General features: G+C 50.2%; 21 protein-coding genes. 14 read left to right on the forward strand and 7 right to left on the reverse strand.

Annotated features, from left to right (window positions below):
- Window positions 1-113 precede the first annotated feature (113 nt).
- Window positions 114-1493: an NAD(P)/FAD-dependent oxidoreductase gene (locus tag BMW93_RS01985; RefSeq protein ID WP_090373507.1), complete on the forward strand. Its 1380-nt coding sequence runs from the start codon at window positions 114-116 to the stop codon at window positions 1491-1493.
- On the opposite strand, the gene BMW93_RS01990 is transcribed toward BMW93_RS01985, so the two are convergent.
- The gene (locus BMW93_RS01990) at window positions 1490-4042 is read right to left on the reverse strand and encodes a TonB-dependent receptor (RefSeq protein ID WP_090373508.1); all 2553 of its coding nucleotides are present in this window, start codon (window positions 4040-4042) and stop codon (window positions 1490-1492) included. The genes BMW93_RS01985 and BMW93_RS01990 overlap by 4 nt on opposite strands.
- Window positions 4043-4277: 235 nt before the next feature.
- On the opposite strand from BMW93_RS01990, the gene BMW93_RS01995 reads away from it, so the two are divergent.
- Together BMW93_RS01995 and BMW93_RS02000 are read left to right on the forward strand one after the other, a co-directional pair.
- Complete coding sequence (locus BMW93_RS01995) at window positions 4278-4577, forward strand: DUF3817 domain-containing protein (RefSeq protein WP_090373509.1); 300 nt, start codon at window positions 4278-4280, stop codon at window positions 4575-4577.
- A gap of 42 nt (window positions 4578-4619) precedes the next feature.
- Window positions 4620-6797 carry a DUF5916 domain-containing protein gene (locus BMW93_RS02000; protein ID WP_090373510.1) on the forward strand — a complete coding sequence of 726 codons (2178 nt, stop codon included), beginning with the start codon at window positions 4620-4622 and terminating at the stop codon, window positions 6795-6797.
- On the opposite strand, the gene BMW93_RS02005 is transcribed toward BMW93_RS02000, so the two are convergent.
- On the reverse strand, window positions 6794-8206 hold the full coding sequence (locus tag BMW93_RS02005) for a leucine-rich repeat domain-containing protein (RefSeq protein ID WP_229240139.1): 1413 nt from the start codon (window positions 8204-8206) through the stop codon (window positions 6794-6796). The genes BMW93_RS02000 and BMW93_RS02005 overlap by 4 nt on opposite strands.
- Window positions 8207-8748: 542 nt before the next feature.
- Entirely contained in the window at window positions 8749-9723 is a 975-nt protein-coding gene (locus BMW93_RS02010; RefSeq protein ID WP_090373862.1) for a polyprenyl synthetase family protein, read from the reverse strand.
- Between the two features lie 243 nt (window positions 9724-9966).
- Between BMW93_RS02010 and BMW93_RS02015 the strand changes: the two genes are divergently transcribed.
- Together BMW93_RS02015 and BMW93_RS02020 are read left to right on the forward strand one after the other, a co-directional pair.
- On the forward strand, window positions 9967-10965 hold the full coding sequence (locus tag BMW93_RS02015; protein ID WP_090373511.1) for a patatin-like phospholipase family protein: 999 nt from the start codon (window positions 9967-9969) through the stop codon (window positions 10963-10965).
- A gap of 3 nt (window positions 10966-10968) precedes the next feature.
- Window positions 10969-11859: a glycerophosphodiester phosphodiesterase family protein gene (locus tag BMW93_RS02020; protein ID WP_090373512.1), complete on the forward strand. Its 891-nt coding sequence runs from the start codon at window positions 10969-10971 to the stop codon at window positions 11857-11859.
- A 191-nt stretch (window positions 11860-12050) separates the two neighbouring features.
- Here BMW93_RS02020 and BMW93_RS02025 read toward each other — a convergent pair whose 3' ends face one another.
- Window positions 12051-15401, reverse strand: coding sequence for a carboxypeptidase regulatory-like domain-containing protein (locus BMW93_RS02025; protein WP_177193985.1), 3351 nt, complete (start codon window positions 15399-15401; stop codon window positions 12051-12053).
- Window positions 15402-15829: 428 nt separating this feature from the next.
- Between BMW93_RS02025 and BMW93_RS02030 the strand changes: the two genes are divergently transcribed.
- Entirely contained in the window at window positions 15830-16606 is a 777-nt protein-coding gene (locus BMW93_RS02030; protein WP_090373513.1) for an alpha/beta fold hydrolase, read from the forward strand.
- Here BMW93_RS02030 and BMW93_RS02035 read toward each other — a convergent pair.
- Window positions 16599-17030, reverse strand: coding sequence for a hypothetical protein (locus BMW93_RS02035; RefSeq protein WP_229240142.1), 432 nt, complete (start codon window positions 17028-17030; stop codon window positions 16599-16601). The two genes, BMW93_RS02030 and BMW93_RS02035, sit on opposite strands and share 8 nt — an antisense overlap.
- An 80-nt stretch (window positions 17031-17110) precedes the next feature.
- Between BMW93_RS02035 and BMW93_RS02040 the strand changes: the two genes are divergently transcribed.
- The 5 genes from BMW93_RS02040 (at window position 17111) to BMW93_RS02060 (ending at window position 21128) form a co-directional block, all read left to right on the forward strand.
- On the forward strand, window positions 17111-17815 hold the full coding sequence (locus BMW93_RS02040; RefSeq protein ID WP_090373515.1) for an SAM-dependent methyltransferase: 705 nt from the start codon (window positions 17111-17113) through the stop codon (window positions 17813-17815).
- Between the two features lie 89 nt (window positions 17816-17904).
- Window positions 17905-18591: a hypothetical protein gene (locus BMW93_RS02045; protein ID WP_090373516.1), complete on the forward strand. Its 687-nt coding sequence runs from the start codon at window positions 17905-17907 to the stop codon at window positions 18589-18591.
- 50 nt (window positions 18592-18641) lie between these two features.
- Window positions 18642-19280, forward strand: coding sequence for an MBL fold metallo-hydrolase (locus tag BMW93_RS02050; protein WP_090373517.1), 639 nt, complete (start codon window positions 18642-18644; stop codon window positions 19278-19280).
- A gap of 6 nt (window positions 19281-19286) precedes the next feature.
- Window positions 19287-19991 (forward strand): CDP-diacylglycerol--serine O-phosphatidyltransferase, encoded by a 705-nt coding sequence (gene pssA, locus BMW93_RS02055; RefSeq protein ID WP_090373518.1) that lies wholly within the window; start codon window positions 19287-19289, stop codon window positions 19989-19991.
- Between the two features lie 135 nt (window positions 19992-20126).
- Window positions 20127-21128: a 3-oxoacyl-ACP synthase III family protein gene (locus tag BMW93_RS02060; RefSeq protein ID WP_090373519.1), complete on the forward strand. Its 1002-nt coding sequence runs from the start codon at window positions 20127-20129 to the stop codon at window positions 21126-21128.
- Window positions 21129-21137: 9 nt separating this feature from the next.
- Here BMW93_RS02060 and BMW93_RS02065 read toward each other — a convergent pair whose 3' ends face one another.
- Complete coding sequence (locus BMW93_RS02065) at window positions 21138-21497, reverse strand: CoA-binding protein (protein ID WP_090373520.1); 360 nt, start codon at window positions 21495-21497, stop codon at window positions 21138-21140.
- A 156-nt stretch (window positions 21498-21653) separates the two neighbouring features.
- Between BMW93_RS02065 and BMW93_RS02070 the strand changes: the two genes are divergently transcribed.
- Window positions 21654-22226: an NUMOD4 domain-containing protein gene (locus BMW93_RS02070; protein ID WP_090373521.1), complete on the forward strand. Its 573-nt coding sequence runs from the start codon at window positions 21654-21656 to the stop codon at window positions 22224-22226.
- A gap of 9 nt (window positions 22227-22235) precedes the next feature.
- Here the strand turns inward: BMW93_RS02070 and BMW93_RS02075 are convergent, their stop codons facing one another.
- A complete protein-coding gene (locus BMW93_RS02075) occupies window positions 22236-22535 on the reverse strand; it encodes an iron-sulfur cluster assembly accessory protein (protein ID WP_090373522.1) in 300 nt (99 codons plus the stop codon).
- 142 nt (window positions 22536-22677) lie between these two features.
- Between BMW93_RS02075 and BMW93_RS02080 the strand changes: the two genes are divergently transcribed.
- A complete protein-coding gene (locus BMW93_RS02080) occupies window positions 22678-23196 on the forward strand; it encodes a hypothetical protein (protein ID WP_090373523.1) in 519 nt (172 codons plus the stop codon).
- A gap of 162 nt (window positions 23197-23358) precedes the next feature.
- The gene (locus BMW93_RS02085; protein ID WP_090373524.1) at window positions 23359-25767 is read left to right on the forward strand and encodes an endonuclease MutS2; all 2409 of its coding nucleotides are present in this window, start codon (window positions 23359-23361) and stop codon (window positions 25765-25767) included.
- Window positions 25768-25817: the final 50 nt, after the last annotated feature.

The raw sequence follows: 25817 nt of genomic DNA on the forward strand, positions 1-25817 counted from the left end.
CCGCTTTTCTTTTAAATACCAGAAAATAAGTAAACCAGCCTCTCCCGAAGGGTTTTGTTTGAGTTGCGTATAGAGGTGAGTATTTTGCAAGACTCAATCGACCTCATTACATCATGGATAAGCCTTTACAAACCTCCCGGCGCGAATTTTTGCGCCAATCCGCCCTGTTCGCAGGTGCATCATTCATTTCCACCCACGCTTTCGGCAGCATTCACATTGGCAAACAAACCCGCGTCATCGTGATCGGTGGCGGTTTCGCCGGGTTGGCCGCTGCTTATGCGCTCAAACAAAAGAATGTCGACGTCACCGTGCTCGAATCACGGAACCGCATTGGCGGAAGGGTTTTCTCCCATACCATTGATCCAAAAGAAAACCTCGTGGTAGAACTCGGCGCCGAATGGGTGGGCAACTCACACGAACGTGTGCGTGCGCTGTGCGGCGAGTTCGATATCCCTTTGCTGGATAACCAGTTCGATACCCATTTGATTTACCAAAACCAGTATACCAAAGCCAAGTCCTGGGACTATTCCGACAACTGGAGGCCCAAATTTCAGGCGCTGCTCGACGGCTACAAAAAACTCGACGAAGCCGGAAAAGAGCAGCTCGACGGCATCAGCTGGTGGCGTTACCTCGTCAACAACGGGTGCGAGGGCAAGGACCTGATCATCCGCGAACTCCTCGATAGCACCGACTTCGGGGAAAGCATACGGCACGTGTCCGCAATGGTGGCCTTGTCGGAATATGCGGAGAGTAGTGAAAAGAATGAAATGGATCTGAAAATGCAGGGCGGCAATACGCAGTTGGCGAAGAAATTGGCCGAAAAAATCGGGACTGAGCGGATACTCACGGGTCACACCGTACAACGCATCGAACAGAAGGACACGGTAAGGGTTACCTGCGAAAACGGGAAAACTTTCGAAGCCGACCGGCTGATATGTGCCATCCCGACGTTTGCTATCCAGAAAATACAATGGGAACCGGGATTGCCCGACGAGCAGGCGCAGGCCATTAACCAGCTCCTGTACGCCCGCATCAACAAGAATGCGATCCTATTTAAAGACAGGTTTTGGAAAGACGAGAGCTTCGACCTCATTACGGACCAGACGCCGCAGTACTTTTACCACGCCACCAAAAACCAGAAATCGAAAAAAGGTGCGCTTATCTCCTACACAATCGGAGACAAAGCGGAACTGATCGCGAACCAGGACGATGAATGGCGGAAGGATATGCTTCACCAGACGCTGAACCCACATTTCCGGGGCGTCAGGAAGCTGGTCGAGTCGCAGGCCAACTATTATTGGGGAACCGACAAGCTGTCGCAGGGTGCCTATGCGATTTACGGCATTAACCAATGGCATACGTTGCGGCCCATTCTGCAAAAAACGTTTCTGAAAACATCTTTCGCCGGTGAACACCTCGCCGATTGGCAGGGATTCATGGAAGGCGCGGTGGCCACCGGCGAAGCTGCGGCTGTGGAAGCGCTGGGCGTCTAAAACCGTAAACCCAGCCGCGCAAAGAAGAACGCCCCGTTACTACCCATTTGCACTGGGTCCCAGGCACCGCCCGATTCGGTCAATGCGGGCTGGAACTTGTCGGGATACACGTTCAGGATGTTGCTGCCGCCAATGGACAGCGACACGTTTTTGGTGAATTTGTAATTCAATGTAAGGTCTGTCTGGACTTTGGGACTGTATGTATCGATCATATAGTCCCAATTCGCCAGCTTGATTTCGCCGAAACGGATAAACCGGAGCATTGCGCTGAACTTGCTCACCGAATAATCGAGTGTAAGATTGATCTTCGAAGGCGGTGCCGATGCGAGCACAAAGCGGCGTTCGCGTTCGTCGAAGTAAATGTCTTCCTTACCGGCCAGTTTGGGCACGGTATTCACCGGTCCCAATTCCATCCAGTTGAAGTTCGCAGCCACGGTAGTGCTCAACCGACCCACGCCCAGCGACGCAGAATGCGCCACGATCACGTCCAACCCTTTCGTTGTGGTGTATTCCAATGCATTCGTAAAAAACTGCGCCTTCCCTACCCGCAACGCTTTCAGCAAATCACCGATATCCTCGTCGTCGTCGCTGAACTGGCCGGTCAATACGACGCGGTCTTTCACTTTTACATAATAACCATCCACGGTTACCGACAATCCCGACGCCGGTGTGAAGGTAATCCCGAGGCTGCCGTTCAGCGAAGTTTCCTGTTTCAGTTGAGGAATGCCCAGTGCCTGCGTCACGGCGCTATTGTTGTTGGCAAGCAGCACTTCCACGGGCTGGCCGTTCACGAAATTGGTAAATGTCGAATTGAAATACTTCTGGGCGAGCGAAGGCGCACGAAAGCCGGTACTCACCGACCCGCGCAATGCGAATGCCTCGGTAACCTTGAAACGCAAGCCGAGTTTACCATTCAGCGTACTGCCAAAATCGCTGTAACGTTCGAAGCGACCTGCGATATCTATCAATAATTGTTTGGTAACATCACCTTCCAGATCGACATACACGCCCACATTGGAACGGCCCCGGTTGGTCACGTCCGCGGGGCTGTAACCGGGGAAGCCCTGCGAACCGCCTGCGAATGCGGGATCATAGTTGCGATAGGAGGCCTCTTCCCCGGCGAAGATCTTATAGCGTTCTTTACGGAATTCGGCGCCAAATGCTACGTTCAGGCCTTGCATGAAGGTTTTGTAAAACCGGCTGACATTCAGGTTGACCACATTCTGCCCAAGTTGGAAACCGCCAGCGTCGAAAAAAGTCTGCGAGCGCTCGCCCAGCGACCTGTTCAGGGAATTTTCAACCCCGAAATGAAACTTATTGAAACCATAAGTATTGCTCAGATCAATATCCCACGACTTCCAAACCCCGCGAATACCGGCAGCGACGGACCTGTCCTTGATTTTGCTGGTAATGACCGGGTCGAAACCATTCGGATAGATGGCCGGGATATTCCGGTCGTCGTCCGCGAAGCGCGTCCACGCGTAGGCGTCGCCCTTGCGCTCGTTCAAGCCCCCGAAGCTGTAAACCTGAAAATGTGTGCCTATCGGTATTTTCGCATTGTAATAAACCGCCGCATTGCGGATTTCGGGGTCACCATACTGCCGCCGCGCGAGGTCGGCCTCGCTCGATTCGGTGTTCGCGCGATTGGTATGGTCGCGCGAATTGTAATCGGCTGTTACATTAAGGAAGCCCGTTTTGGCGATTTTCACGCCGTAGTTTGCATTGATATTGTAATTCAAACCATCAAACGATTTGTCATCGAAACGATACTTTGCCTTGAACATTCCTGCATTTGCATTCACCGCCAACTGATTCGTCGTTTCCTTCAACACAATATTGATCACCCCCGCAATGGCATCCGAGCCATATTGTGCCGCAGCACCGTCGCGCAGAATCTCGATGCGCTCGATGGCCGCCGCCGGAATGGCATTCAGGTCGGTGCCGGTATTGCCCCTCCCGCGCGACCCGAACAGGTTGACCAGGGAGGATTGATGGCGCCGCTTGCCATTGATGAGTACCAACGTCTGGTCGGGACCCAGCCCGCGCAGCGAAGCGGGATCAACATGGTCGGCACCGTCGGAGCCGGTCTGGCGGTTGGAATTAAACGAAGGCGCGGCAAATTGCAAAAGCTGGTTCACATCGAGCTGGCCTTGCTTGGTAGTTACCTCCCGGATATCAATCACGTCCACGGGCGCGGGCGTGTCGGTCGACGAGCGGTTCAGGTTCCGGGAGCCTACGACGGTCACCTGGTTCAGTACCGTGGCATCGGCGAGCGCAAAATCCTGGATCGCAGTGCCGTTCAACTCCCTTTCCAGCTTATTATAACCTACGTAAGTTACCACGAGCGTGGCATTGTTGTAGCCCACTGTGAGGCCATAAGCGCCGTTTTCATCGGTCACGGTACCATTGCCGGTACCTTTTTCCAACACGGAAGCGCCGATCAGCGGATCTCCTTTTTCGTCGGTAACCCTACCGGTTACTTTCAGGCCTTGCGCATAACAATAACAGGAGAGCAACACGAAAAGCCAGGTTTGGTATATCAGTTTCATAAGATTGTAATGAGGTGCTATATTTGCCAAATATGCAATATTCAATCTTGAAACAAATATTTTTCCAAATAAAATTTTACAAATGTCGGTTTTTGCAGAATTTACTTAAACTACTGGTTACATATTTGTAAAATGTAATATTTCCGGGCAAAAGCTTTTTCGAACTTCCTGCATTTCAAGGAGCTTGATGTGTATCTTTGCCAGTAAAATGTGTTTTTCCCTATTCTGATTCTCCATGGTATCCGAACTGATCAAATCGGCATTAGGCCGCCTGCGCATCATCGCATTTCTCGAAGGCATTTCCTTTTTAGTACTGCTCGGCATCGCAATGCCACTTAAATATTTTGCCGGAATACCGCAGGCCGTGCGTGTAGTAGGCATGGCACACGGTGTATTGTTCGTCCTTTTTGTGCTTTTGCTCATCCAGGTCGCAATAGAAAAAAGCTGGTCGTTCAAAAAGTCGGCCTTATCGTTTGCTTCTTCGCTGGTACCATTCGGGACATTCTACGCAGATGCCCGCTGGTTCAGAAACTGATTATCACTGAACCTTTTATATTCCTAAACACCCCTGAACCAAGTGCTACGTACCTTTATCCTAACCCCTTTCATTTTCTGTTTCATCATTTTCCAAAGTATTGCCCAGAAACCGAACGAAAACTACCAGTACCACATCCATTCCGCCACCTCGCCCGTCAAAGTCGATGGTGTAGCCGACGATCCGGCATGGTCGGCCGCCGAAACGGCGAAGGATTTTTTCATGATCACGCCTATGGACACCAGCTTTTCCAGGGCGCTGACGGACGTGAAACTGTGTTATGACAAACACAACCTCTACATCCTCGTTGTCAACTACAAGCCCATCAACGGCTCGCTGATCGTGGAATCCCTGAAACGCGATTTCGCATTCGGCAAGAATGATAACTTCCTGCTGTTTATGGACACTTTCGATGACAAAACCAACGGTTTCTCATTCGGTGCCAATGCGGCGGGCGCGCCCTGGGATGGCCAGCAGGGCGACGGCGGTACGGTCGACCTCAGCTGGGACAACAAATGGGTCAGCGCCGTGAAAAACGAGGACGACAAATGGGTGTGGGAAGCGGCTATTCCATTCAAAAGTATCCGTTACAAGCCCGGTATTACGCGCTGGGGGATCAATTTCAGCCGCCAGGACCTTACCATTTCCGAAAAATCGTCGTGGGCACCTGTTCCGCGCCAGTTTCCGTCGGCCTCGCTCGCATACACGGGCGTGCTCGTGTGGGACACGCCCCCACCTACGCCGGGCCCGAACATTTCCGTGATCCCGTACGCGGCCATGCGCATGACCAAAGACCACCAGAACGATGTTCCTACCAAGTACAAACCGACCATCGGTGGCGACGTCAAAATAGGTCTCACACCGTCACTCAACCTCGATTTGACCGTCAATCCCGACTTCTCGCAGGTGGATGTGGACGTGCAGCAAACCAACCTCGACCGTTTCGAGCTTTTCTTCCCCGAGCGCCGGCAGTTCTTCCTGGAAAACGCCGATCTTTTCGCCAATTTCGGGTACGCTACCATTCGGCCGTTCTTCTCGCGGCGCATCGGTTTGGGCGTACCGATCCAGTTTGGCGCGAGGATGAGCGGGAAGATCAATAAGAACTGGCGTATCGGCGTGCTGGATGTGCAAACCGGCTCCAACGATACGATCACCCCGCACAACAACTACGCCGTGTTCGCATTGCAGCGCCAGGTGCTGGCTCGCTCGAATGTGCGGTTCATATTTGTCAATAAGGATGCGACTAATTATACCCTGGAAAGACATTCGGCTACCAACCGCTACAACCGGAATGTCGGTGCGGAATTCAACCTCGCCAGCGCCAAAAACCTCTGGACCGGCAAGGTCATGTTCCTGAAATCGTTCACGCCGGGCAAATCCTCCGACGATTTTACACACGCCGCCGATATCAAATTCACCAAGGCCAACCTCATATGGCAATGGCAGCATGAATATGTAGGTAAAAACTATAATGCCGAAGTAGGTTACGTGCCCAATGCGGTGCGGAATGGCTATTACAAGATCAGTCCTAATGTAGCCTATCTGTTTTTCATCAAACACCCGAAAATCATCAGCCACGGGCCGAAACTGGTAAGCAATGTATACTGGGATAAGCAGTTCGACATGAGTGACCGGGAATTCATTCTATCCTATAATGTCAACTTCATCAATCGCGCTACCGTGTCATTGTGGGGTTCAAGCAATTACGTTCGCCTGCTGCGGCCATTCGATCCTACCAACCTGGGTGGAGCCATATTGGCGACAGGCACAGAGCATAACTGGAAGGCCGTCGGTTTCGACATTGTATCCGGACCGCAAAACCGGCTTACCTACCTCGCATCGGGTATTCTCGGCGGTTATTACCAGAATGGCAAGCGCAATAACCTGAAAGCTGAACTCGGTTACCGGGTACAGCCGTATGTCGCCATCACGATGGCCGGTAACTATAATGACATCCGTCTGCCCGAGCCGTGGAAACGCACCCAGCTCTGGCTCGTAGGCCCGCGCGTGGACGTAACATTCACGAACAGCCTGTTTTTCACGACATTCATGCAGTACAATAACCAGGCCGATAATATCAACCTGAATGCGCGTCTGCAATGGCGCTACAAGCCTGCTTCCGACCTTTTTATCGTGTATACAGACAATTATCTGCCCGAGAATTTCAAGGTCAAAAACCGCGCGATCGTGCTGAAATTCACCTATTGGTGGAATCTTTAATAAAACACTTCGATATTCCTCTGTTTGAGCTGGCTCAGCTGCTCGCTGTATTTACGCTCGGCGTCCTTTCCCAGGAAAGGATTGCCGCGTAAATGCAGCTTGTCGAGCTTGCGGATCTGCAAAAGTTGCACGGGGAAGTCCGGGAAATTGTTGGACGATAAATCGAGTTCCTGCAAATTGGTAAACGCCACGAGCTCCGCAGGGAAGGTCGTCAGCCAGTTGTAGCCGAGATCGACAATGCGCAGCTCCTTCATACGCGTAATGCGTTCGGGAAGTTTGCTCAAATGGTTGTGATGCGCGTAAAGGGTATGCACGCTTTTCAACCTATCTATGCGCTTTGGCAATGCCGTGAGCTGGTTGTGCGAAACGGCGAGGTGCGTAAGGCGTTTCAGCTTCGTGATCGATTTGGGCAGGGTTTCGATTTTGTTGTAATAAACATCCAGCACTTCCAGGCCGCGCATTTTACCAATGCCTTTGGGCAACATCGTGAGCTGTGCTTTGTAAAAATTAATGTCTTTCACGGATTTCAGCTTCCTGAAACTGGCATTGGTCAGGCCGGTCATCTGGTTGTTGCCGAGCCAGAGCGTTTCCAGTTTTTTACAGTTGCGTGCACCCCGCGGAATGTCGGTAATAAGGTTTTTTTGCAGGTTAATCAGTTTCAGCGACTTGTTTTTTGTAATGCGAAGATTGTTGTAAGTCAGCATATTACGGGTAAGATCCAGGTGCCGCAGTTTGGGCAGCCGAGCCATATCGAGGTACGCGGTTTCGATATCATTGTCCACCAGAAAGAGTTCTTCCAGGTTCGGGAAGCGGTATACCACGTCGGGAATAGCCGTCAACAGGCTTTGGCCCAACGACAGCGACTTTACTCTCAGCGTGTCTTTCGTCGCCAGCGCTTTCGCCAGGCCTATTACCGTACTGTCTTTCTGCGTTTCCCGTTCTTGCGGCGCCTGAGGCTGGAAGCTCACGAAAGCGGTCAGCACGGCTTTCGAGCCCACGGTCCTCCGCGAGACGATTTTGGTAAGGTAAGGCGTAATTTTGGCTGCAATAATGGCCGATAGCGAGTCCGCATTGGCAGGCTCGTCGTCCTGACTATTCATCATCCTGAAACGCTGGGTTCCTATATCAAACACCAGATAATCTATTTTCCCTTCCGCATTCAGGTAAAGGGTATTCCAAAAAGTAAGGTTGCTTAACTTTTCCTTGTCGAGCATTTGCTCATATATATCCTGAAATGCCTTTTGCATGCTGAATGGCGTTTCCAGCTGTGCGCCGTCAGGCCTTTCATAGTCCATATCGAGCTTACGCCAGAGGTTTTTCGCCTCGGTATCTTTGCGGCTGATCGCCACAGGCTGCGCCAACAATCCAAAGCCGGCAGCAAGAAGAAAAATAGTTAGGATTATTTTCATGACAGGCAGTATTAAGTGAGCACACAAACATAACTAAAAGGCTAGTTATATTATTATACTTACTTATATATTTTCTGTCAGAAGTTAATTTTGAATGAGTGAATGAGTGAATGAGTGAATGATTGAATGATTGAATGATTGAATGAGTGAATGGGTGAATGGGTGAATGAGTGAATGGTTGAATGAATGATGAGTGATGAGTGATGAGTGAATGGGTGAAGGACCGAATGGACCGCATCAAAAATGCCGTCAGGCATGTAACATTGGTAGCAAACCACCATAATTGGTATTCTAAAAATGCCCTTTGGGCATGTAACAACAATGCTCCGGCGGTACATAATTATCGTTGTTGCATCCCTGACGGGATTTTGAAAAACGTCGGGCCATTATTTCCTACCAATGTTACATCGCTACGCGATTCACGCATTCCCGCTCCACGGCTACTCATTCACGCTTCAGTCATTCAAAATTCACTCATTCACTCATTCAATCATTCAATCATTCAATCATTCAATCATTCACCCATTCACTCATTCAAAATTCTACTTACTCCTCTCGATGGTATATTGAACGAGTTGTTCCAGCGATCTCCGATGCGGTGAGTCGGCGAATTCGTTTAGCAATGCGAGGGCCTCTTTTACATACCTTTCCATCACCTCCTGCGCGTAGCGCAGGCCGCCCGACTCTTTCACGAATGCGATTACCTCGCTTACCTTGTTGGGTTTGTGGCTTTCATTGCGGATAATGTTGATAATGCGGCGTTTTTCGAGCCAGGGCGCGTGGTTGAGCGCGTATATGAGCGGGAGCGTCATTTTCTTTTCCTTGATATCGATGCCGAGCGGCTTTCCGATCTCGTCCTCGCCGTAATCGAACAGGTCGTCCTTGATCTGGAATGCCATACCTACCTTCTCACCAAATGCATGCATTTTGTCGACCACTTCCTGGACAGCTCCTACCGAACTTGCCCCGGCTGCACAGCAAGACGCGATCAGCGAGGCGGTTTTCTGCCGGATGATTTCGTAGTAAACCTCTTCATTAATGTCCAGCCTGCGGGCCTTCTCGATTTGCAACAGTTCGCCTTCGCTGAGTTCCCGAACAGCCGTCGAAACGATTTTCAGGATTTTGAATTCCTCGTGATCGACTGAAAGCAGCAGCCCGCGTGAAAGCAGGTAATCGCCCACGAGCACGGCGATCTTGTTTTTCCATAATGCATTTACGGAGAAAAAGCCGCGACGGTAGTTGGAATCGTCCACCACGTCGTCGTGAACGAGGGTAGCGGTGTGCAGCAGCTCGATCATGGCGCCACCCCGGTAAGTCGATTCGGAAATATCACCACAAACTCCCGCGGAAAGGAACACGAACATCGGGCGCAACTGCTTGCCTTTCCGCCTCACGATGTAGTTCATGATCTGGTCCAAAAGCATTACTTCGCTTTTCATAAACTGGCGAAACTTCTGCTCGAAAGCTTTCATTTCATCCGCAATAGGAGCCTGGATATCCTTTATTGAAAGGGTCATATTCATGTACGAGGGCTAAAAGGTCCCTCCTGATATTAAAAGGACGCGAACAGGGGCATGAGTTTATCAACATGTTCGTTTAACCCTCTGAACTCTGATCTTCAAATTTGGAATAAAATCTTCTGTTTACATCAATTTTAAACCGAAAATGTTTAGAATTGAACAAAGGCCGGGGCGTCCAAAACGGCCAACAGCCGACAGCCGACAGCCTAATTACAAACTAAACCACGTAAACCAGTCGATATGAAAGCACTCGTTCTCGGCGGAGGGTCCATGAAAGGAGCATTTCAGGTAGGTGTGATCCAGGCAGTCCTGGAAAACGGCTTTGAGCCCGAAATGGTGTATGGAATTTCGGTAGGCTCGCTCAATGCGACCTTCCTGGCGAATGAAACCGGCAAGCAAATGGCCGCAAACGGTAAGATTGACTGGCCGCTGGCCGGCCGCCAGCTGCTCGAATTCTGGATCAAAAATATCACTCAGCCACAGGATATTTCTACGTTGCGCTCCCGCGTAATGCTCGGAATGAACACGCTCATGAGCCGTTTCGACGGGATCGTCGATCCATCACCCCTGCACCAGCTCATCCGCAGATACCTCAACGACGATTACCTCCGCGATACTCCCATTAAAGTAAAGGCCGGTGCCGTGAACATCGAAACCGGTGAAATGAAATATGTATCCACGCTGGACCCGCATTATGTCGATTTTGTATATGCCAGCTCTTCTATTCCGATGTTGATGCCCGCGGTTGAAATCAACGACCATCTTTACCTCGACGGCGGCCTGCGCGAGGTCGCGCCTATACGCGAGGCCATCGAGGACGGCGCGACGGAAATTATCCTCATCGGCTGCCATTCTCCCCTGCTCTACCAGCCGGAAGCCATGAACACGCGCAACCTGATCACACTGATCGAGCGCGTGCGCGACATTACCGTGAACCAGATCGTGAATAACAATATCCAATGGGCAGAGTCGTACGTCGACCGCTCGAACCTGCGGGGCAAGCCGATGAAACTGACGGTAGTAAGACCATCTGCGCCTTTATTCCTCGATTTGCAGCATTTCAATTCGGAAGATATTTCAAGACTGATCATCGACGGCTACAAAGCCGGTGTGGAATCGATTTTGAAAGCTGAAAAAGGCGGAGATTCCGCGATTACCGACCCGGCTATCAATGGATCGGCTATCCGCGACTCTTCCAAGCACGGGCCACTCCATACCGAATCCAACAATGTAACATAACCAATGAAAAACCAGACACGGCAGATATTTGCGGCATTGCTGCTGGCTGCCTTCTCACACACTGTCCAGGCCCAAACCGGCGACTGCCAGTTCAAAGACGCCGACGCGCTGAAAAGCTACCTGAAACCCGGCAAGCGTACCACGCCATTGATCATGGCGCACCAGGGCGGCACCGAAGACGGTTACCCCGGCAACAGCATGGCCACATTCGAGCGGACGTATTCAAAAGTACCTTGCGTACTCCTGGAAATTGACGTCCGCGCCACAGCCGATAGCCTGCTGGTAATCTCTCACGACGACGACCTTGCATTGAAAACCAATGGCAAAGGTTTGTTGAGCAGGAAAAAGTGGAAGGAAGTCAGCAAATTGAGGCTAAAAGATCCCTACGGTTCCATGACGGAACACCCCATACCTACATTTCAGGACGTACTGAACTGGTCCGCCGGCAAAAACCTCGTCCTCATCATCGACAAAAAGCCCGAAACCAGTATTACCCGGACCATCAAGATGCTGCAAGGAACCGGAAATCTCTATAAATCCGTACTGATCTGCTATTCATTAAAAGAAGCACAACTCGCGCACAAACTGGCGCCGCAACTCATGCTGGCGGTGGGTTTCAACAGCCCGGAGCATATCGATACGATCGAGCAATCGGGATTACCATTTGAACAGCTACTGGCATTGACGCCGCGTGAATTGCAGGAAGCGTCGTTTTACCAGCGCATTCATGACTTGAACGTCGCCTCGTCACTCGGCACCAACGGAAACATTGACACGCTTCAAGTCGCCGAATCAAGGCCACTATACCAAAAGATCCGCGACTCGGGCGGACCGGACATTATTTGTACCGACAATCCGATTCTGGTGCGGAGTATTTTTTATAAAAAGGATTAGAGGAAGGAAGGGAGAATGGAGGAAAGGGAGGAGTTACAATACCTCCCAACGCCAAGGCGCAGAGCGCCGCAATACTTGTAGACGTATTTATTCGATAGTGACCAGGTGCAGCGCACCGTAATAAAATCCCGGTTAAAATAAAACGAGCCCGCAGCAGTGCGGGCTCGTTTTGGTTATGCCGACTGGTATTCTTAGTTAAAGATATAACGGATACCAATCTGCGCCTGCCATACATCGTTGATCGTTCTTGACTTCACGAATGCGTCACGCACCAGTACCGTCTCGCCATTCACTACCTGCGTACCCATGCGGTAGGTAGGAACGCCTTGCGCGTTTACGCTTGCGAAGTTGAGCGGGTTGGATTGGGTGCTGTTCGAAGAAGCGGTTACCTGGTTGGCTACGCCCCATTTATCGTTGATCATATTACCAATGTTGAAAATATCGGCGCGGAGACGGATGATATTCTTTTTGTCCTTCTTACCCACTTTTACGTAGAAATCCTGCTCCACAGTTACGTCGAAACGAGTCAGCCATGGATATGCGCCGCCGTTACGCTCTGCATATTTGCCTTTTCTTTCTTTCAGATACGGGTGGTTATCGATGTATTTCTGGAATGCTTCTGTCTGCTGTTCCGGTGAGAATGTGTAAGTTTTCTTGTCAACAGTCGTGGTCAGCGTCTGGAAAGTAATGTCGGTGGCTTTGTTCGGAACAAAGATCAGGTCGTTGTTCTGACCGTCGCCATTCATATCGGTCGAGCTGATGTAAGAGATTTTAGTACCGCTGGACGATACGCCACCCAATGTGATCATCGTAGCGCCACCGAATTTACCGCCATACTCTTTGCGGTAAGAAACATAACCTACAAAACGGTGACGAACGTCGTTACCCGAATAAGCGAGGCCAAGGTAGTTCAGACCATTCACGCCCGGAACGTTGCCTTCCACAGTTGAAGAAACCGAAGCGATATCCTTAGCCATACCGTAAGTATAACCTACCATTCCACCGAAGCCATTAGTAGCGGCTTTTTCCAGTTTACCAGTCAAAGAGTAAGAATAACCTTTGTTGGTGTTGGTCAAAACATACACATTGGAAACCTGATCATTTACAAGACGGGCTGCATTAACCTGCGCGCTTGGCAAGCCCGATGCCGGGAAGCGGTCTCGAGTATCAGGGCCTGTAAACTTGGTTGTCGGCGCTTTCAGGTTCACGTCGATGTAGCGCAGTGAGTTGTAATTTTTGTTGAAGATACCTTCCACAGTAGCTACTACGCCCCAGCCCAGTTGCTTGTCAATACCAAGGTTACTTTTCCAGATTTGCGGGAATTTCAGGTTTTCATCCGATGCATTTACCTGGTAACCTTTCAGTTGGCCTGTCGATGGCGGATTGTAGCGGCTTGGGTCCAATGTGAACGGAAACGCCGTCGTGTTATTTTGTACGACAGTAGCGGAGTTCACGCCGTTGTTACCCAGCTGGTTGGAGATCAACACGTAAGGGATGCGGGAAAGGAACAAACCGGTTCCACCACGCACCTGCAAAGTACGGTCGCCTTTTACATCCCAGTTGAAACCGATACGTGGTGACAGGTAAACGCGTGATTTTGGAACGTTACCTGTATTAACTGTGTAATTTCCGCCTTCCGGGTCTTTAAATGCTATCTTGGCAACGTCCGCATTATAGTATTGCTCCGAAGTGTTAGGGATCGTGATCAGATCAGCACGAAGACCGGCAGTAAGCTTGAAGTTAGGAGTAGCCTGGAACTCGTCCTGCGCGTAAAGGCTGAAAGTCTGCGTTTTGAATGTCTGCCATGGAGCAGCACCGCCCGGAAGCAATGAATAGCGATAGTTGAAACGTACTACGGTATCAGGAGCAGTCGTCAGGTCTTTGTTAGCCAGGTATGCATTGGCCGCATTCTTGAAATCCTGGATCGATTTGAACACCCATACACCGTTGGAAGTAGGGAAGAACAGGTTGTTCGACTTAAAGTGCTCATATGCCGCACCCACAGTGAATGTATGCTTTCCTGCGAAATAAGTCAGGTTGTCGGTAATGTTGAAAGTCGCGTAATCCAGGCGGTTGTTAGGCGTAAATGGATCGGAGCCGATAGTCGTGTAAGTAGAACCGTCTTTCTGGATTTCGATCGTAGGGAAGATCGGCGCTTTATATTTACGGTCTTCGATCTGCTTGTTGTAAGTGGCGATCAGATTGTTTGCGAATTTACCGCCGAAGTTCGAGTTCAATTCCGCTACAAATGAACGGGTGTTGTCCTGGATAATGTACCCGGTATTTTGCGGAGAAATCGCCGAGAGCGAGTTGGTACGGTTACCGAAACCTGCCGTGTTCGAGCTGTTCGACTGGCTGATCAATACGTCCGAATCCGAATCGTGGTGCGAGTAACGCAATGTAAGCTTGTGCTTGTCGCTGATGTTGTAGTCGATACGGCCGAGGAATTTCTTGCTGGTGTTTTCGTTGTTAAAGCCATCCAATGCACCCACATCATAACCGAATTTGTCCTTCATGAACGAAGACAAATCCTGCATGTCCGCGAGCGTCGTACGCGACACGTTGCTGCCCGACTGGCCGCGGTTTAGCACGAAGTCGAGCGCCGGGCTTGAACGTTTTACGAATTCACCATTTACAAAGAAGAACAATTTGTTCTTGATGATCGGACCGCCGAGACGGAAACCGGTTGTTTTTTCATTGAATTCGGCAACCGTAATGTCGCTGCCGTCGATTTTCTTTCCTGCCAGGCTCTTGTTCTTGAAGAAATGGAACGCCGAACCCGAGAATTCATTTGTACCCGAGCGCGTTACCGCGTTGATACCCGCACCCGCGAAGCCCGATTGGCGTACATCGTAAGGAGCGATGTTGATCTGAACCTCTTCGATCGCATCCAGGGAAATCGCCGTAGAACCGGTACGACCACCCGCCTGTGCTTCATTACCGAGACCGAAACCGTTGTTAAACACGGAACCGTCGATGGTGAAGTTGTTGTAACGGCTGTCCTGCCCGCCGAAAGAGCGGCCGTTGCTGTACGCATTGTATTTGGTAATGTCGTTCAGCGTACGCCCGAGCGTAGGCAGGCTTGTGATAAGCCCTTTGTTGAATGTAGTAGCTGCACCGGTACGGTCCGAGCTGAAAATGTCGCTTCCGGCGCCCGTGACGATCACTTCCGCAAGCTCGGTCGAACCGTCTTTCAGTTCGAAGTTGACGTTTGCAGCAGTACCGAGGTTAGCGAAAATGTTTCCTTGCGACTGCTCATTGAATCCTACGAAAGTCACTGTCACTTTGTAAGGACCACCCACGCGCACGGCGGGGATCGTGTAAAGGCCTTGCTCGTTGGTTACCGAGCCGTATTTTGTGCCGGACGGTTCGTGTATCGCTACGACCGTGGCGCCGGGTAGCACCTCGCCTTTGCCGTCCGCAACACGTCCCGTAATCGCTGATGAAGTAACCTGGGCTTGCGCCGCCGGTCCAAATAGAGAGAATAAAAATGCGGTAACCGCGAGGCACACCGCCCGGAAGAGTAAACTTTTCCCGTTCATAAATTTGGTGATTTGGTTTGTAAGAATACTAGCGGATTCATTCAAGGAGGATGAATAATTGATGCAAAATAATAGCTTTTTACATTTACAAACAAAAGACTAAATCCTACTAAAATGCAATACTAATCTTCGTAACTAGCTGATCTATTGAAATAATGCAGATTCGTACACCAATACTTCAATATTTTTCATTTTATCAAATCATTAACAAATCACGAGAAGGGCCGGAGGCTTTGGGAGGGAGGATTTGAGGGAGAAAAAAAGATTTTTTATCTGTTTAGCCAGCAATTACTGTACCAGCACGTAACCGCTATTTAACAAATTATTAAATTTTAGAAACGCCGGATTTTTTCCTTCCCGGAATTCCTTACAACCTTTGCGATGTTAAAGTACTGACCGCCGTCAATACATTACAATCCAAAACAAACATGCAACTCAATTTCAAACAAATAGGCGAAACAGGCAAGCCCCTGATCATCCTCCACGGTGTTTTCGGCTTCCTCGACAACTGGCTTACCATCGGGAAAACCCTGTCGGAGCAAGGTTACCGGGTATACCTGGTCGACCAGCGCAACCACGGGCGTTCTCCGCACGAGGCCCCGCTAAATTTCCCGACACTCGCCGCTGATTTGAAGGAATTTCTAGACCAGCAGAATATCGAATCCCCGATCCTGATCGGACATTCCATGGGTGGAAAAACGGTGATGGAATATGCCGTGACCTACCCGGGCACCTTCGAAGCGCTCGTGGTTGTCGACATCGGCCCCAAGGCCTACCCTATCCATCACACCAAAATCCTCAAAGGACTGAATGCGATCCCGATCGACCAGATCGAAAACCGCAACCAGGCCGACGAGACCCTGCAGGAATACGAGCCGCTGCTCGGCGTGCGGCAATTTTTGCTGAAAAACCTTTATAGAAAAGAAGAGGGCGGGTTCGCATGGCGCTTCAACCTGCCGCTGCTCACGACCGATATGGCCAATGTGGGCGCGCAGATCAAATCCGACGCACCGGTTGAAACCCCGACACTGTTCATGCGCGGGGCCGATTCAAATTATGTATTGGATGAAGACCTGGAAGGCATTCTCGACCTGTTTCCGAATGCACAACTGAAAACAATCGAGGGAGCAGGGCACTGGGTGCAAGCTGAGCAACCGAAGGCATTTGTCAGCACCCTGCTGGAATTTCTGAATACCGCTATCTGACGTATTTCATTCGGGGAGCATTGCAGGTGCCGATAATCAACTGGTCGTCGCTCATCGACACTTCCCATGTTGGGCAGGTAATGCAGTTCAACAGTTCGCATTGCGGGTTGTTGGGCAACGCGGTTTGCGGTTTTACGTCGAGCAGCGTACCGTTGATGATCATGGTTGCCGGTGCGCAGCAGCGGGGCGTGCCGTCGGCATTGAGTACCACGCCGTCGCCCCGAAAAATGAGCGTATCGGTTTTGGCAGCCGCGATGGGTTCCCAGATACTTTTATTGTCCAGCGACGACCGCTCGACTTCAATGGAATGCCAGGGACCCGACACCGTTGTAAACATAGCGTTGGGAGACATGTCACTGATACTATCCTTTTTACAAGACAATAACCACACCAGGACCAGGGGTATGTATAATAGTCTTTTCATACTTATTAAATAATTTTATTTACTCCGAAGATTCACAATCAGGCCTATTGGTTGGAAAGAAATTAAAAAATGAGACACCTATGAACGATTCCGGGATTTCCCTGTACTTAATCCCTACAATATTGGCGGAAGGCACCCAAAACGACGTCCTTTCCCCGCAGATCAGGGAGGCAGTGCAGCACCTGGATGTTTTCTTCGTGGAAAACGTCCGCACCGCCAGGCGCTTCATCAGTAGCCTGAAACTCGGCAAGGTCATCGACGAGCTGACATTCATCGAACTGAATAAGGATACCCCCGAACCGGAAACAGTTGCATCGCTGAGAATCCTGTCAAAAAGTGCCGGCATTATATCGGAAGCCGGTTGCCCTGGCGTGGCCGACCCTGGCGCGGTGGCGGTACGCATTGCTCACGAGTTGGGCATGCGCGTGGTGCCGCTGGTAGGGCCGTCGTCCATCCTGCTGGCGCTGATGGCCTCGGGTATGAGCGGGCAGTCGTTCGCGTTCCACGGTTACCTGCCGATTGATAAGTTGCAGCGTAAAAAGGCATTGCAAAACCTCGAACGGAACGCACGGCAATTTCAGCAGACACAGATTTTCATGGAAACACCTTTCCGCAACAACCAGCTGCTCGAAGCGGTGATAGAAGCCTGCTCGCCCGACCTCGCATTATGCATTGCCGCTAACGTGACCGCGCCCGATGAGCTGATCAAAACAATGCCGGTCAGGAAATGGAAGACCCAAAGGCCGGATCTGCACAAAATCCCCACGATTTTCCTGATCGGATAGACTTTTCACGAACGCTGCTTAATTTTACCAGTTACAACGCAGAAAGATATGGGTCGGTCTTTCGTTCTTTTTGCAAACTGCTATTCACTTTGAAAAAATATATTCTGATAGCCATTCTGGCCGCGACCGGGTTGTGGAGCTGTAATGAAGACAGTCTCGATGCGAGCATTACCGTAGATTCCAATTTCCAGAGCGGGAACAAAAACGGCTGGGCCGAGGGATTCGCCGGGTATGCGGCAACGGCAGATTCTACCCAGCTGGATACCGTCGCGACTACGGCACTGCTTCCGCGCGGACTTGATACCACACAATACGGCTTCCGGATACTGTCGAGGTATTCCAAAGGAAATATGTTCAGTTACCTTAAAAAGAGGGTAACGGGCTTCACGCCTAACAAGGCTTATGAAATGACACTTCAGGTCGATCTGGCGACGAAATATGTGGCAAGTACGGTGGTTGACAAGGTCGCATTTAAAGCAGGCGTGTCCACAAAAGAGCCTCTGACAACATTGGTTTCGGGGACCTACACATTCAATCTCGATAAAGGTACCGTGGCCCAGCCCGGCAAAGAAGTCCTTCTCTCGGGCAGTATTGCCAGTACCAACCAGGATACGCGCTATTATACATTATTAAGGTATTCCAATGACGGACAGCCCGTTACTGTAACCACCAACAACAATGGCGAGCTATGGTTTTATGCCGGAACCGATTCGGATTACAAGGATACGACCATATTTTACTTCGACCGCATTATCGCCCGATTCAAAGAACTGTAAAGTGTTTTGTAAATTCGCGCCCATCCATTAACCCAGATATCCCTACCGGAATGGTACAGGTCCAGACATTTGTTTTTAATCCATTTTCCGAAAACACCTATTTGCTATACGACGAGACGGGCGAGGCGATCATCATCGATCCGGGCTGTTATGACCGCTCGGAGGTGAACGAACTGGCCGGTTTCATTGAAAAACACGGTTTGAAACCCGTACGGATCGTAAACACGCATGCCCATATCGACCATGTGCTCGGCGTGGCGGCGCTGAAAAGAAAATACGGCATTCCGTTTGTGCTGCACAAGCTGGACGAGCCACTTTTGAAGGCCGTCAAAACCTATGCTTCCAATTACGGCTTTTCCGCATTTGAAGAACCGGAGATCGACGGGTTTATTCAAGAAGGCGCAACGATTGAATTTGGTAATACTTCCCTGAAAATCATCTTCGTCCCCGGCCACGCGCCCGGACATGTAGCGTTTGTGAACGATGCGGATAAATTCGTGATCGGCGGGGATGTGCTGTTCCGTATGAGCATCGGCCGCACCGACCTTCCCGGCGGCGACCATGGCACATTGCTGCGAAGCATCCGCGAGCAAATGTTTACATTGCCCGAAGATTACACCGTTTACGCCGGCCACATGGAACCTACCACCATTGGTTTTGAGAAAAGAAACAATCCCTTCTTTAAATAGCGCCCTATGATCCGTCGCAACATTCCCAATGCGCTCACCTGCGGAAATTTGCTTTGTGGCTGCATTGGCGTGGTGGAGGCATTCCTCAATAACCTGCTGCTCTCCTGCGTGCTCATCGGCATCGCGTTGATATTCGATTTTCTGGACGGCTTTATCGCCCGTTTGCTGAAAGTTACCTCCCCCATCGGCCGCGACCTCGATTCCCTGGCCGACATGGTGACTTTCGGCCTATTGCCCGCCATCATCCTGTATCAATTACTGATGCAAAGCATTCCGGATTTGTTCGGTATCTGGAAGGCCTATCCCGCATTCATTGTAGCAATTTTCTCGGCGATCCGCCTGGCGAAGTTCAACAACGACCCACGGCAATCCGATTCCTTCATAGGCGTACCCACCCCCGCGAACGCGATGCTGATCGCCTCTCTCCCATTGATCGTCCACACGGAGGGCGAGTTTTGGAAGAATATTATTATCAACACCAATAACCTGCTGATATTAAGCGTGATCATGTCCTATGCACTGGTAATGGAACTGCCGCTGATCGCACTCAAATTCAAGAGCTTTGGTTGGAAAGGCAATGAAGCACGTTTCATTCTGATCGGCGTGACGGTGGTGTTGCTCGCAACTTTGAAATTCCTCGCCGTCCCCGCCATACTGATCGTGTACGTCCTTCTGTCCGTGGGCGCGAACCTCATGAAAAAGCAAGCCTGAATTGGTACCCAAGACTTTTTTTTGCATTTTTGCAATCTTTCGGGCAAAGTATGTTGCTTATTATTATCATTTTAGCATTAAATCCTGTTCTACTCTGCCTTTAACCCTCAGCAGCTTCGAACCGGCCCCACTAGCATGGCATTCTCCCGCATTACAGGCTTAGGCTTTTACGTTCCCGACAATATCATTACCAACAACGACCTTACCCAGTGGATGGAAACGTCCGATGAATGGATCCGCGAGCGGACCGGTATTCAGGAGCGTCGGTATTTCGAATACGGGAAAGATACCAATTACAGCATGGCCGCCGCAGCATCGCGACAGGCGCTGGAAAGGGCCGGGCTTACGCCGAACGATATCGATGTGATTGTATACGCTACCATCACGCCCGATTATTTTTTCCCTGGCTCGGCGTTCCTGATGCAGCGTGAACTGGGAATGGACGGCAAGCCTGTGATCGATATCCGCGAACAATGCTCGGGTTTCGTGTATGCGCTCTCGATCGCCGATCAGTTCATCAAATCAGGGATGTACAAAACGGCATTGGTGGTCGGCTCGGAAATACAGTCTTCGTGGATCGACAAAAGCACGGCGGGGCGCAATACGGCGGTGATATTCGGGGATGGGGCGGGCGCTGCGGTAGTTTCCGCAACGGACGATCCACAACATTGTATATTATCTACACACCTCCATGCCGACGGCAGGTTTGCAGAAGAGCTTTTTGTAAAAGATCCCGGCAGCAGCCGCGAAGGACGCCCGGTGAGCCAGGAGGTAATTGACGGTGGTGGGCATAACGTGTATATGAACGGTAATGCCGTTTTCAAACACGCGATCGTGCGTTTCGGAGAGGTGATCCAGGAGGCATTGGAAGCCAACGGCTATGCCGCCAGCGACATTGATCTGCTTGTTCCACACCAGGCGAACATCCGGATCAGCGACTACGTCCGCCAGCAGCTAGGCCTCTCTGAATCGCAGGTTATCAACAACTTACAGCGTTTTGGAAACACAACAGCCGCTTCCATTCCGATCGCTTTGAACGAAGCTTGGGAGACGGGGAAAGTGAAAGAGGGTGACCTGGTTTGCCTTGCGGCATTCGGAAGCGGGTTTACGTGGGCGTCGGCGCTGATCAGGTGGTAAGCTGCCCGGCTAGAATTGTCCGGTCGACAGCATCACCAAAGTACACCCTTCTATTGGTATGATATTTTTATCGATTAAAATATCCTTAAATTCAGGATTCTCTGTACCAGGGTTAAAGATAACGCGTTTAGGATTTAGAGAAACGATGTAATCGTAGTATTCAGGTTGGTGGCTCGGATTGATATACAAAGTGACGGTATCTACGTCTTTCCAGTCAGTTTTGTCTGTGTTGATTTCCTCTCCTAATGCAAAACCTTTCCTGCGTCCGATGAGTAGAATGGGATGACCATAGTGCCTGAGTTTCTGTGCGGCCAGATAAGCGTATCTGGATGGATTGTGGGTCGCTCCTATGATGAGTGTACGTTTCATGCCAAATCAATTTAGTAAACAAAAAGGCCTCCGCGCGGTATTTGCTACGGTGCCTCACACACTTTTGAAACACCAAAAGATCGTTCCCGATTCCCCTGCGGGCGAGGCACGAACAACTGTACAACGTTAAGAACCTGTAATAATAGCTTTATAAAAATGAATGAATCAAATGTAAGCCGGAGCTTCTGGAACGAAAAGTGGGCAAAAATTTTATTCGACGAGATCGAGAACGCTCCCCATTACGAAGTGTCCAACTATGGCAGATTGAAGAGTTTCCAGAACAACCCTAAGGAAGGCGTTGTGATCAAAGGATCTGTCATTCAAGGTTATAGATCATTGAATATTCGTGTGGCTGGTGGTAAAACCATCAACCGCTACGTGCATAAACTGGTAGCCGAGCATTTCGCGGAAAGGCCCGACGCCGATCATAACTTTGTAATCCACCTGGATTTCGACAAACAGAACAATCATTACGAAAACCTGAAATGGGTTACAAAAGCGGAAATGATCGACCATAACCGGGAAAACCCTGCTTTCATCAACCGGGTTATTCCGCGCCGTACCAAAAATTACAAGCTGACCGAAAGCAAAGTGCGGATTATTAAGAAGCTTTTGAAAAACGATAATAACCGTTTGAAAATGATCGCGAAGCAATTCGGAATCACGCATACCCAGCTCAACCGGATCCGTTCAGGAGAGAACTGGAAGCATGTAACCGTTGAAGATTAATCCAAATACTTATTTGAGTTTTTCAGCGGCGGAAACCGTATAACCGCTGCCGTTCGCACCCTCTTCAAAGTCTACCGACACGCCGATCACGTACATGAGATGGCGCTTGTCTATCAATACCTTAATTCCTTCGATGAGGTATGTCTGGTCATGCTCTGTGGCTGTGTCGAACCCCAGCAGAAAAGATCCGCTGCACGCACCCCCTCTTAATCCTACCCGTAGTCCGTAGGTATCGGGAATTTTATTGGCTTCCAGTGTCGTCCTGATTTCCAGTCTTGCTGCTTCGGTCAATTGAATCGGGTTATCCATCCTGCTCATTATTCTTGATTGCGATAAACCAGTTAACGCAATCTGCCGTCGTTCCATTCGTGTTTTGAAATAAATATCTGCCAAATGCAGCTAATCCTTTAATTTTGTGCCTCATTTTGGCATAAAATTACAAGTTCACACCATGGAATATATTTGGATATTGACAATTCTGATACTCGGCGTCATCGTGACATTCGGTATTTACCTCACCATTACGACCGTCGCCAACAAGATATTTGAGAAACAGCGCTGGGATATCCGCAGCAAAAACATTGAAATCACATTGCCCCTGCGCTTGCAGGCGTACGAGCGCATGTGTCTGTTTCTGGAACGTATTACCCCTAATAACCTGTTACTTCGATTGGTACCTTCGGCTATCACATCTTTGGAACTTCAGACGATCATTCTGCACGAAATCCGGGAAGAATACAACCACAATGTTGCGCAACAGCTCTATGTGAGTACGCACGCGTGGGAGCAAATCGTGAATGCAATGAACGAAACTGTGGCGATTGTGAACCAGGCTGCGGCAGAAGTAAGCGCCGAAGCCCCGGCAGCGGACCTGGCGAAGAAAGTTTTTTCACACGTGATCGAAAAGGAAATTCAACCGTCGACGCATGCGTTGAAAGTTTTAAAGGAGGAGATACGGAATGTTTTTTAGGCCTGCGGGTTGACGATAGGCCATGGACCAATACACCATTTTGATCGGTGGTGCTGGCCGGATACAAACGATGGTCGATGGTCCATCGTCCACGACCAAAAACTAACATCAACAATATTCAAGCCCGGCAACCAACCATTTGACGGCAACTAACATAACAAAATGCTTTACCCCAATACATTAGAACAAAAACTGGGATTCGACAAGCTAAGGGAACGATTGAAGGAGCTTTGCATCAGCTCTTTGGGACAGGGCTTTGTCGAAAAAATACGGTTTTCCGAGAATTTCGGCATGGTCGAGAAGCTGGTGAGCCAGACCGCCGAAATGCAGCGTATTCTCGAACTGGGCGAGAATTTCCCTTCCCAGAATTACATCGACGCGACGCCCTATTTGAAGCGGGCTTCCATTGAAGGTATGCTGCTGACACAGCCCGAATTTTCGGATTTGAAAGTGTCGCTGCTGACGATCCGCCTTTGTTTGCGCTTTTTCGAAAGCCAGGAGGCCGATGCATTCCCCATTCTGGGGGAATATGCCAAAACGATCAAAGTCGAAAAGGCCGTGACCGACGCTATTGACCGCATTATCGACGATCGCGGGCAAATTCGGGATTCGGCTTCGCCCGAACTGTCGCGCATCCGCAAGCGGTTGATTTCCGAACAGGCAGGTATTCGCAAAAAACTGGATACCATTCTGAAATCCGCCAGAAGCAACGGCTGGATCAGCGACGATGTGTCGTTGACCGTCCGCAATGGCCGTATGGTAATTCCCGTCGCCGCAGAGCATAAGCGTAAACTACGCGGGTTTATCCACGACGAATCGGCGACAGGCCAGACTGTTTTCATCGAACCGACAGATGTTTTTGAATCCAACAATGAAATCCGGGAGCTGGAATATGAAGAACGCCGGGAGATTAACCGCATTCTGCTCGAACTGACTGCATATGTCCGGCCATTCGTACCTGATTTACAGAAAGCTTACGGCTTCCTCGGTTTAATGGACTTCCTGCGCGCGAAAGCAAGACTCGCGGGCGAAATGGGCGCTATTAATCCGCCGTTTGAAAACCGGCAGTTTATCGACTGGCGTGAGGCGCGGCACCCGTTGTTGCATTTATCGTTCCAGAAGCAGGGCAAGAAAGTAATCCCGCTGAATATCGAATTGCGGGAAAAGCAACGCATTCTGATCGTTTCGGGGCCTAATGCCGGTGGTAAGTCCGTAGCATTGAAAACAGTCGGACTGATTCAGTATATGTTTCAATGCGGATTGCTCGTACCCATGCTCGAAGGCTCTTCGATGGGCTTTTTCCAGAATATCTTCATCGATATCGGGGACGAACAATCATTGGAAAATGACCTGAGTACTTACAGTTCGCATTTGACCAATATGCGCCATTTCCTTTCCATGGCGAACAAAAGGACGCTGTTCCTCATCGACGAATTCGGGACCGGCACCGAGCCGGGCCTCGGCGGTGCCATTGCGGAAGCCATTCTCGAAAACCTGACGAAATCGGGCGCATTCGGGATGATCAACACGCATTATACCAATTTGAAAGTGCTTGCTGATAAGACAGAAGGACTGGTGAATGGGGCAATGCGCTTCGATGGCGAGCATCTGGAACCGCTTTATCAGCTGGAAATTGGTCGTCCGGGCAGTTCGTTTGCATTTGAAATTGCTTCCAAAATAGGCTTGCCCATAGCCGTAGTAAACCGTGCGAAGGAAAAATTGGGTACCCAGCAGGTGAATTTTGAAAAACTGCTGAAAGAGCTCGATATCGAACGGCGGGTGTTTGCCGAGAAGAATATCGAGATCGGCATTAAGGAGCGCAAGCTGACCAAGCAGGTGGCCGATTATACCGCATTGAAGGAGAAGCTGGACAACAACGAGAAGAAGATCGTCAATGAAGCCAAGCAGAAGGCCAAAAACCTGCTTGCCGATGCGAATCAGCTCATTGAGAATACGATCAGGGAGATTAAGGAAAATAAGGCCGAAAAGGAAAAGACCAAAACGGTAAGGACTAACCTCGAAAATTTTGGCAAGAAAAACCTGGCATTGGCTGAGGTTGTCGAAACACAGCCGGCAGAAGACGTTTACGAACCGGAAGGCGGCGAGATTATCGCAGGAAGTTATGTTAAAATCAGCGGGCAGACTGCCATTGGCGAAGTACTTTCCGTGAAAGGTAAAGACGCTGAAATCCGCATCGGAGATCTCAAATCGACCATCAAACTGAACCGACTGGAAAAAGTGTCGCGTAAAACCTACCGCGCCGCCACTGGTGAAAAAGGGTTGAAAACGACTTCCAAAGGTGTGGACATGAATGAGCGAATGCTCAATTTCAGCTTCAACCTCGATATGCGCGGCAAACGCGGTGAGGAAGCGCTCGGGCTCGTGGACCAGTTTATGGACAATGCTATTATGCTTGGCTACGACGAGTTGCGCATTGTACACGGCAAAGGCGACGGCATTCTGCGCACGCTCGTACGCAACCACCTGCGCGGGTACAGCCAGGTAGCTGGCATGTACGACGAGCACGCGGATCGCGGCGGTTCAGGCGTGACGATCGTGAAGTTGAAGTAATGCTTTTGAAATACGCATTAATGCAAAAAGGGCGCCTCATCAGCGCCCTT

It is taken from the genome of Dyadobacter sp. SG02 (genome assembly GCF_900109045.1).
In the GTDB taxonomy this organism is placed as follows: domain Bacteria; phylum Bacteroidota; class Bacteroidia; order Cytophagales; family Spirosomataceae; genus Dyadobacter.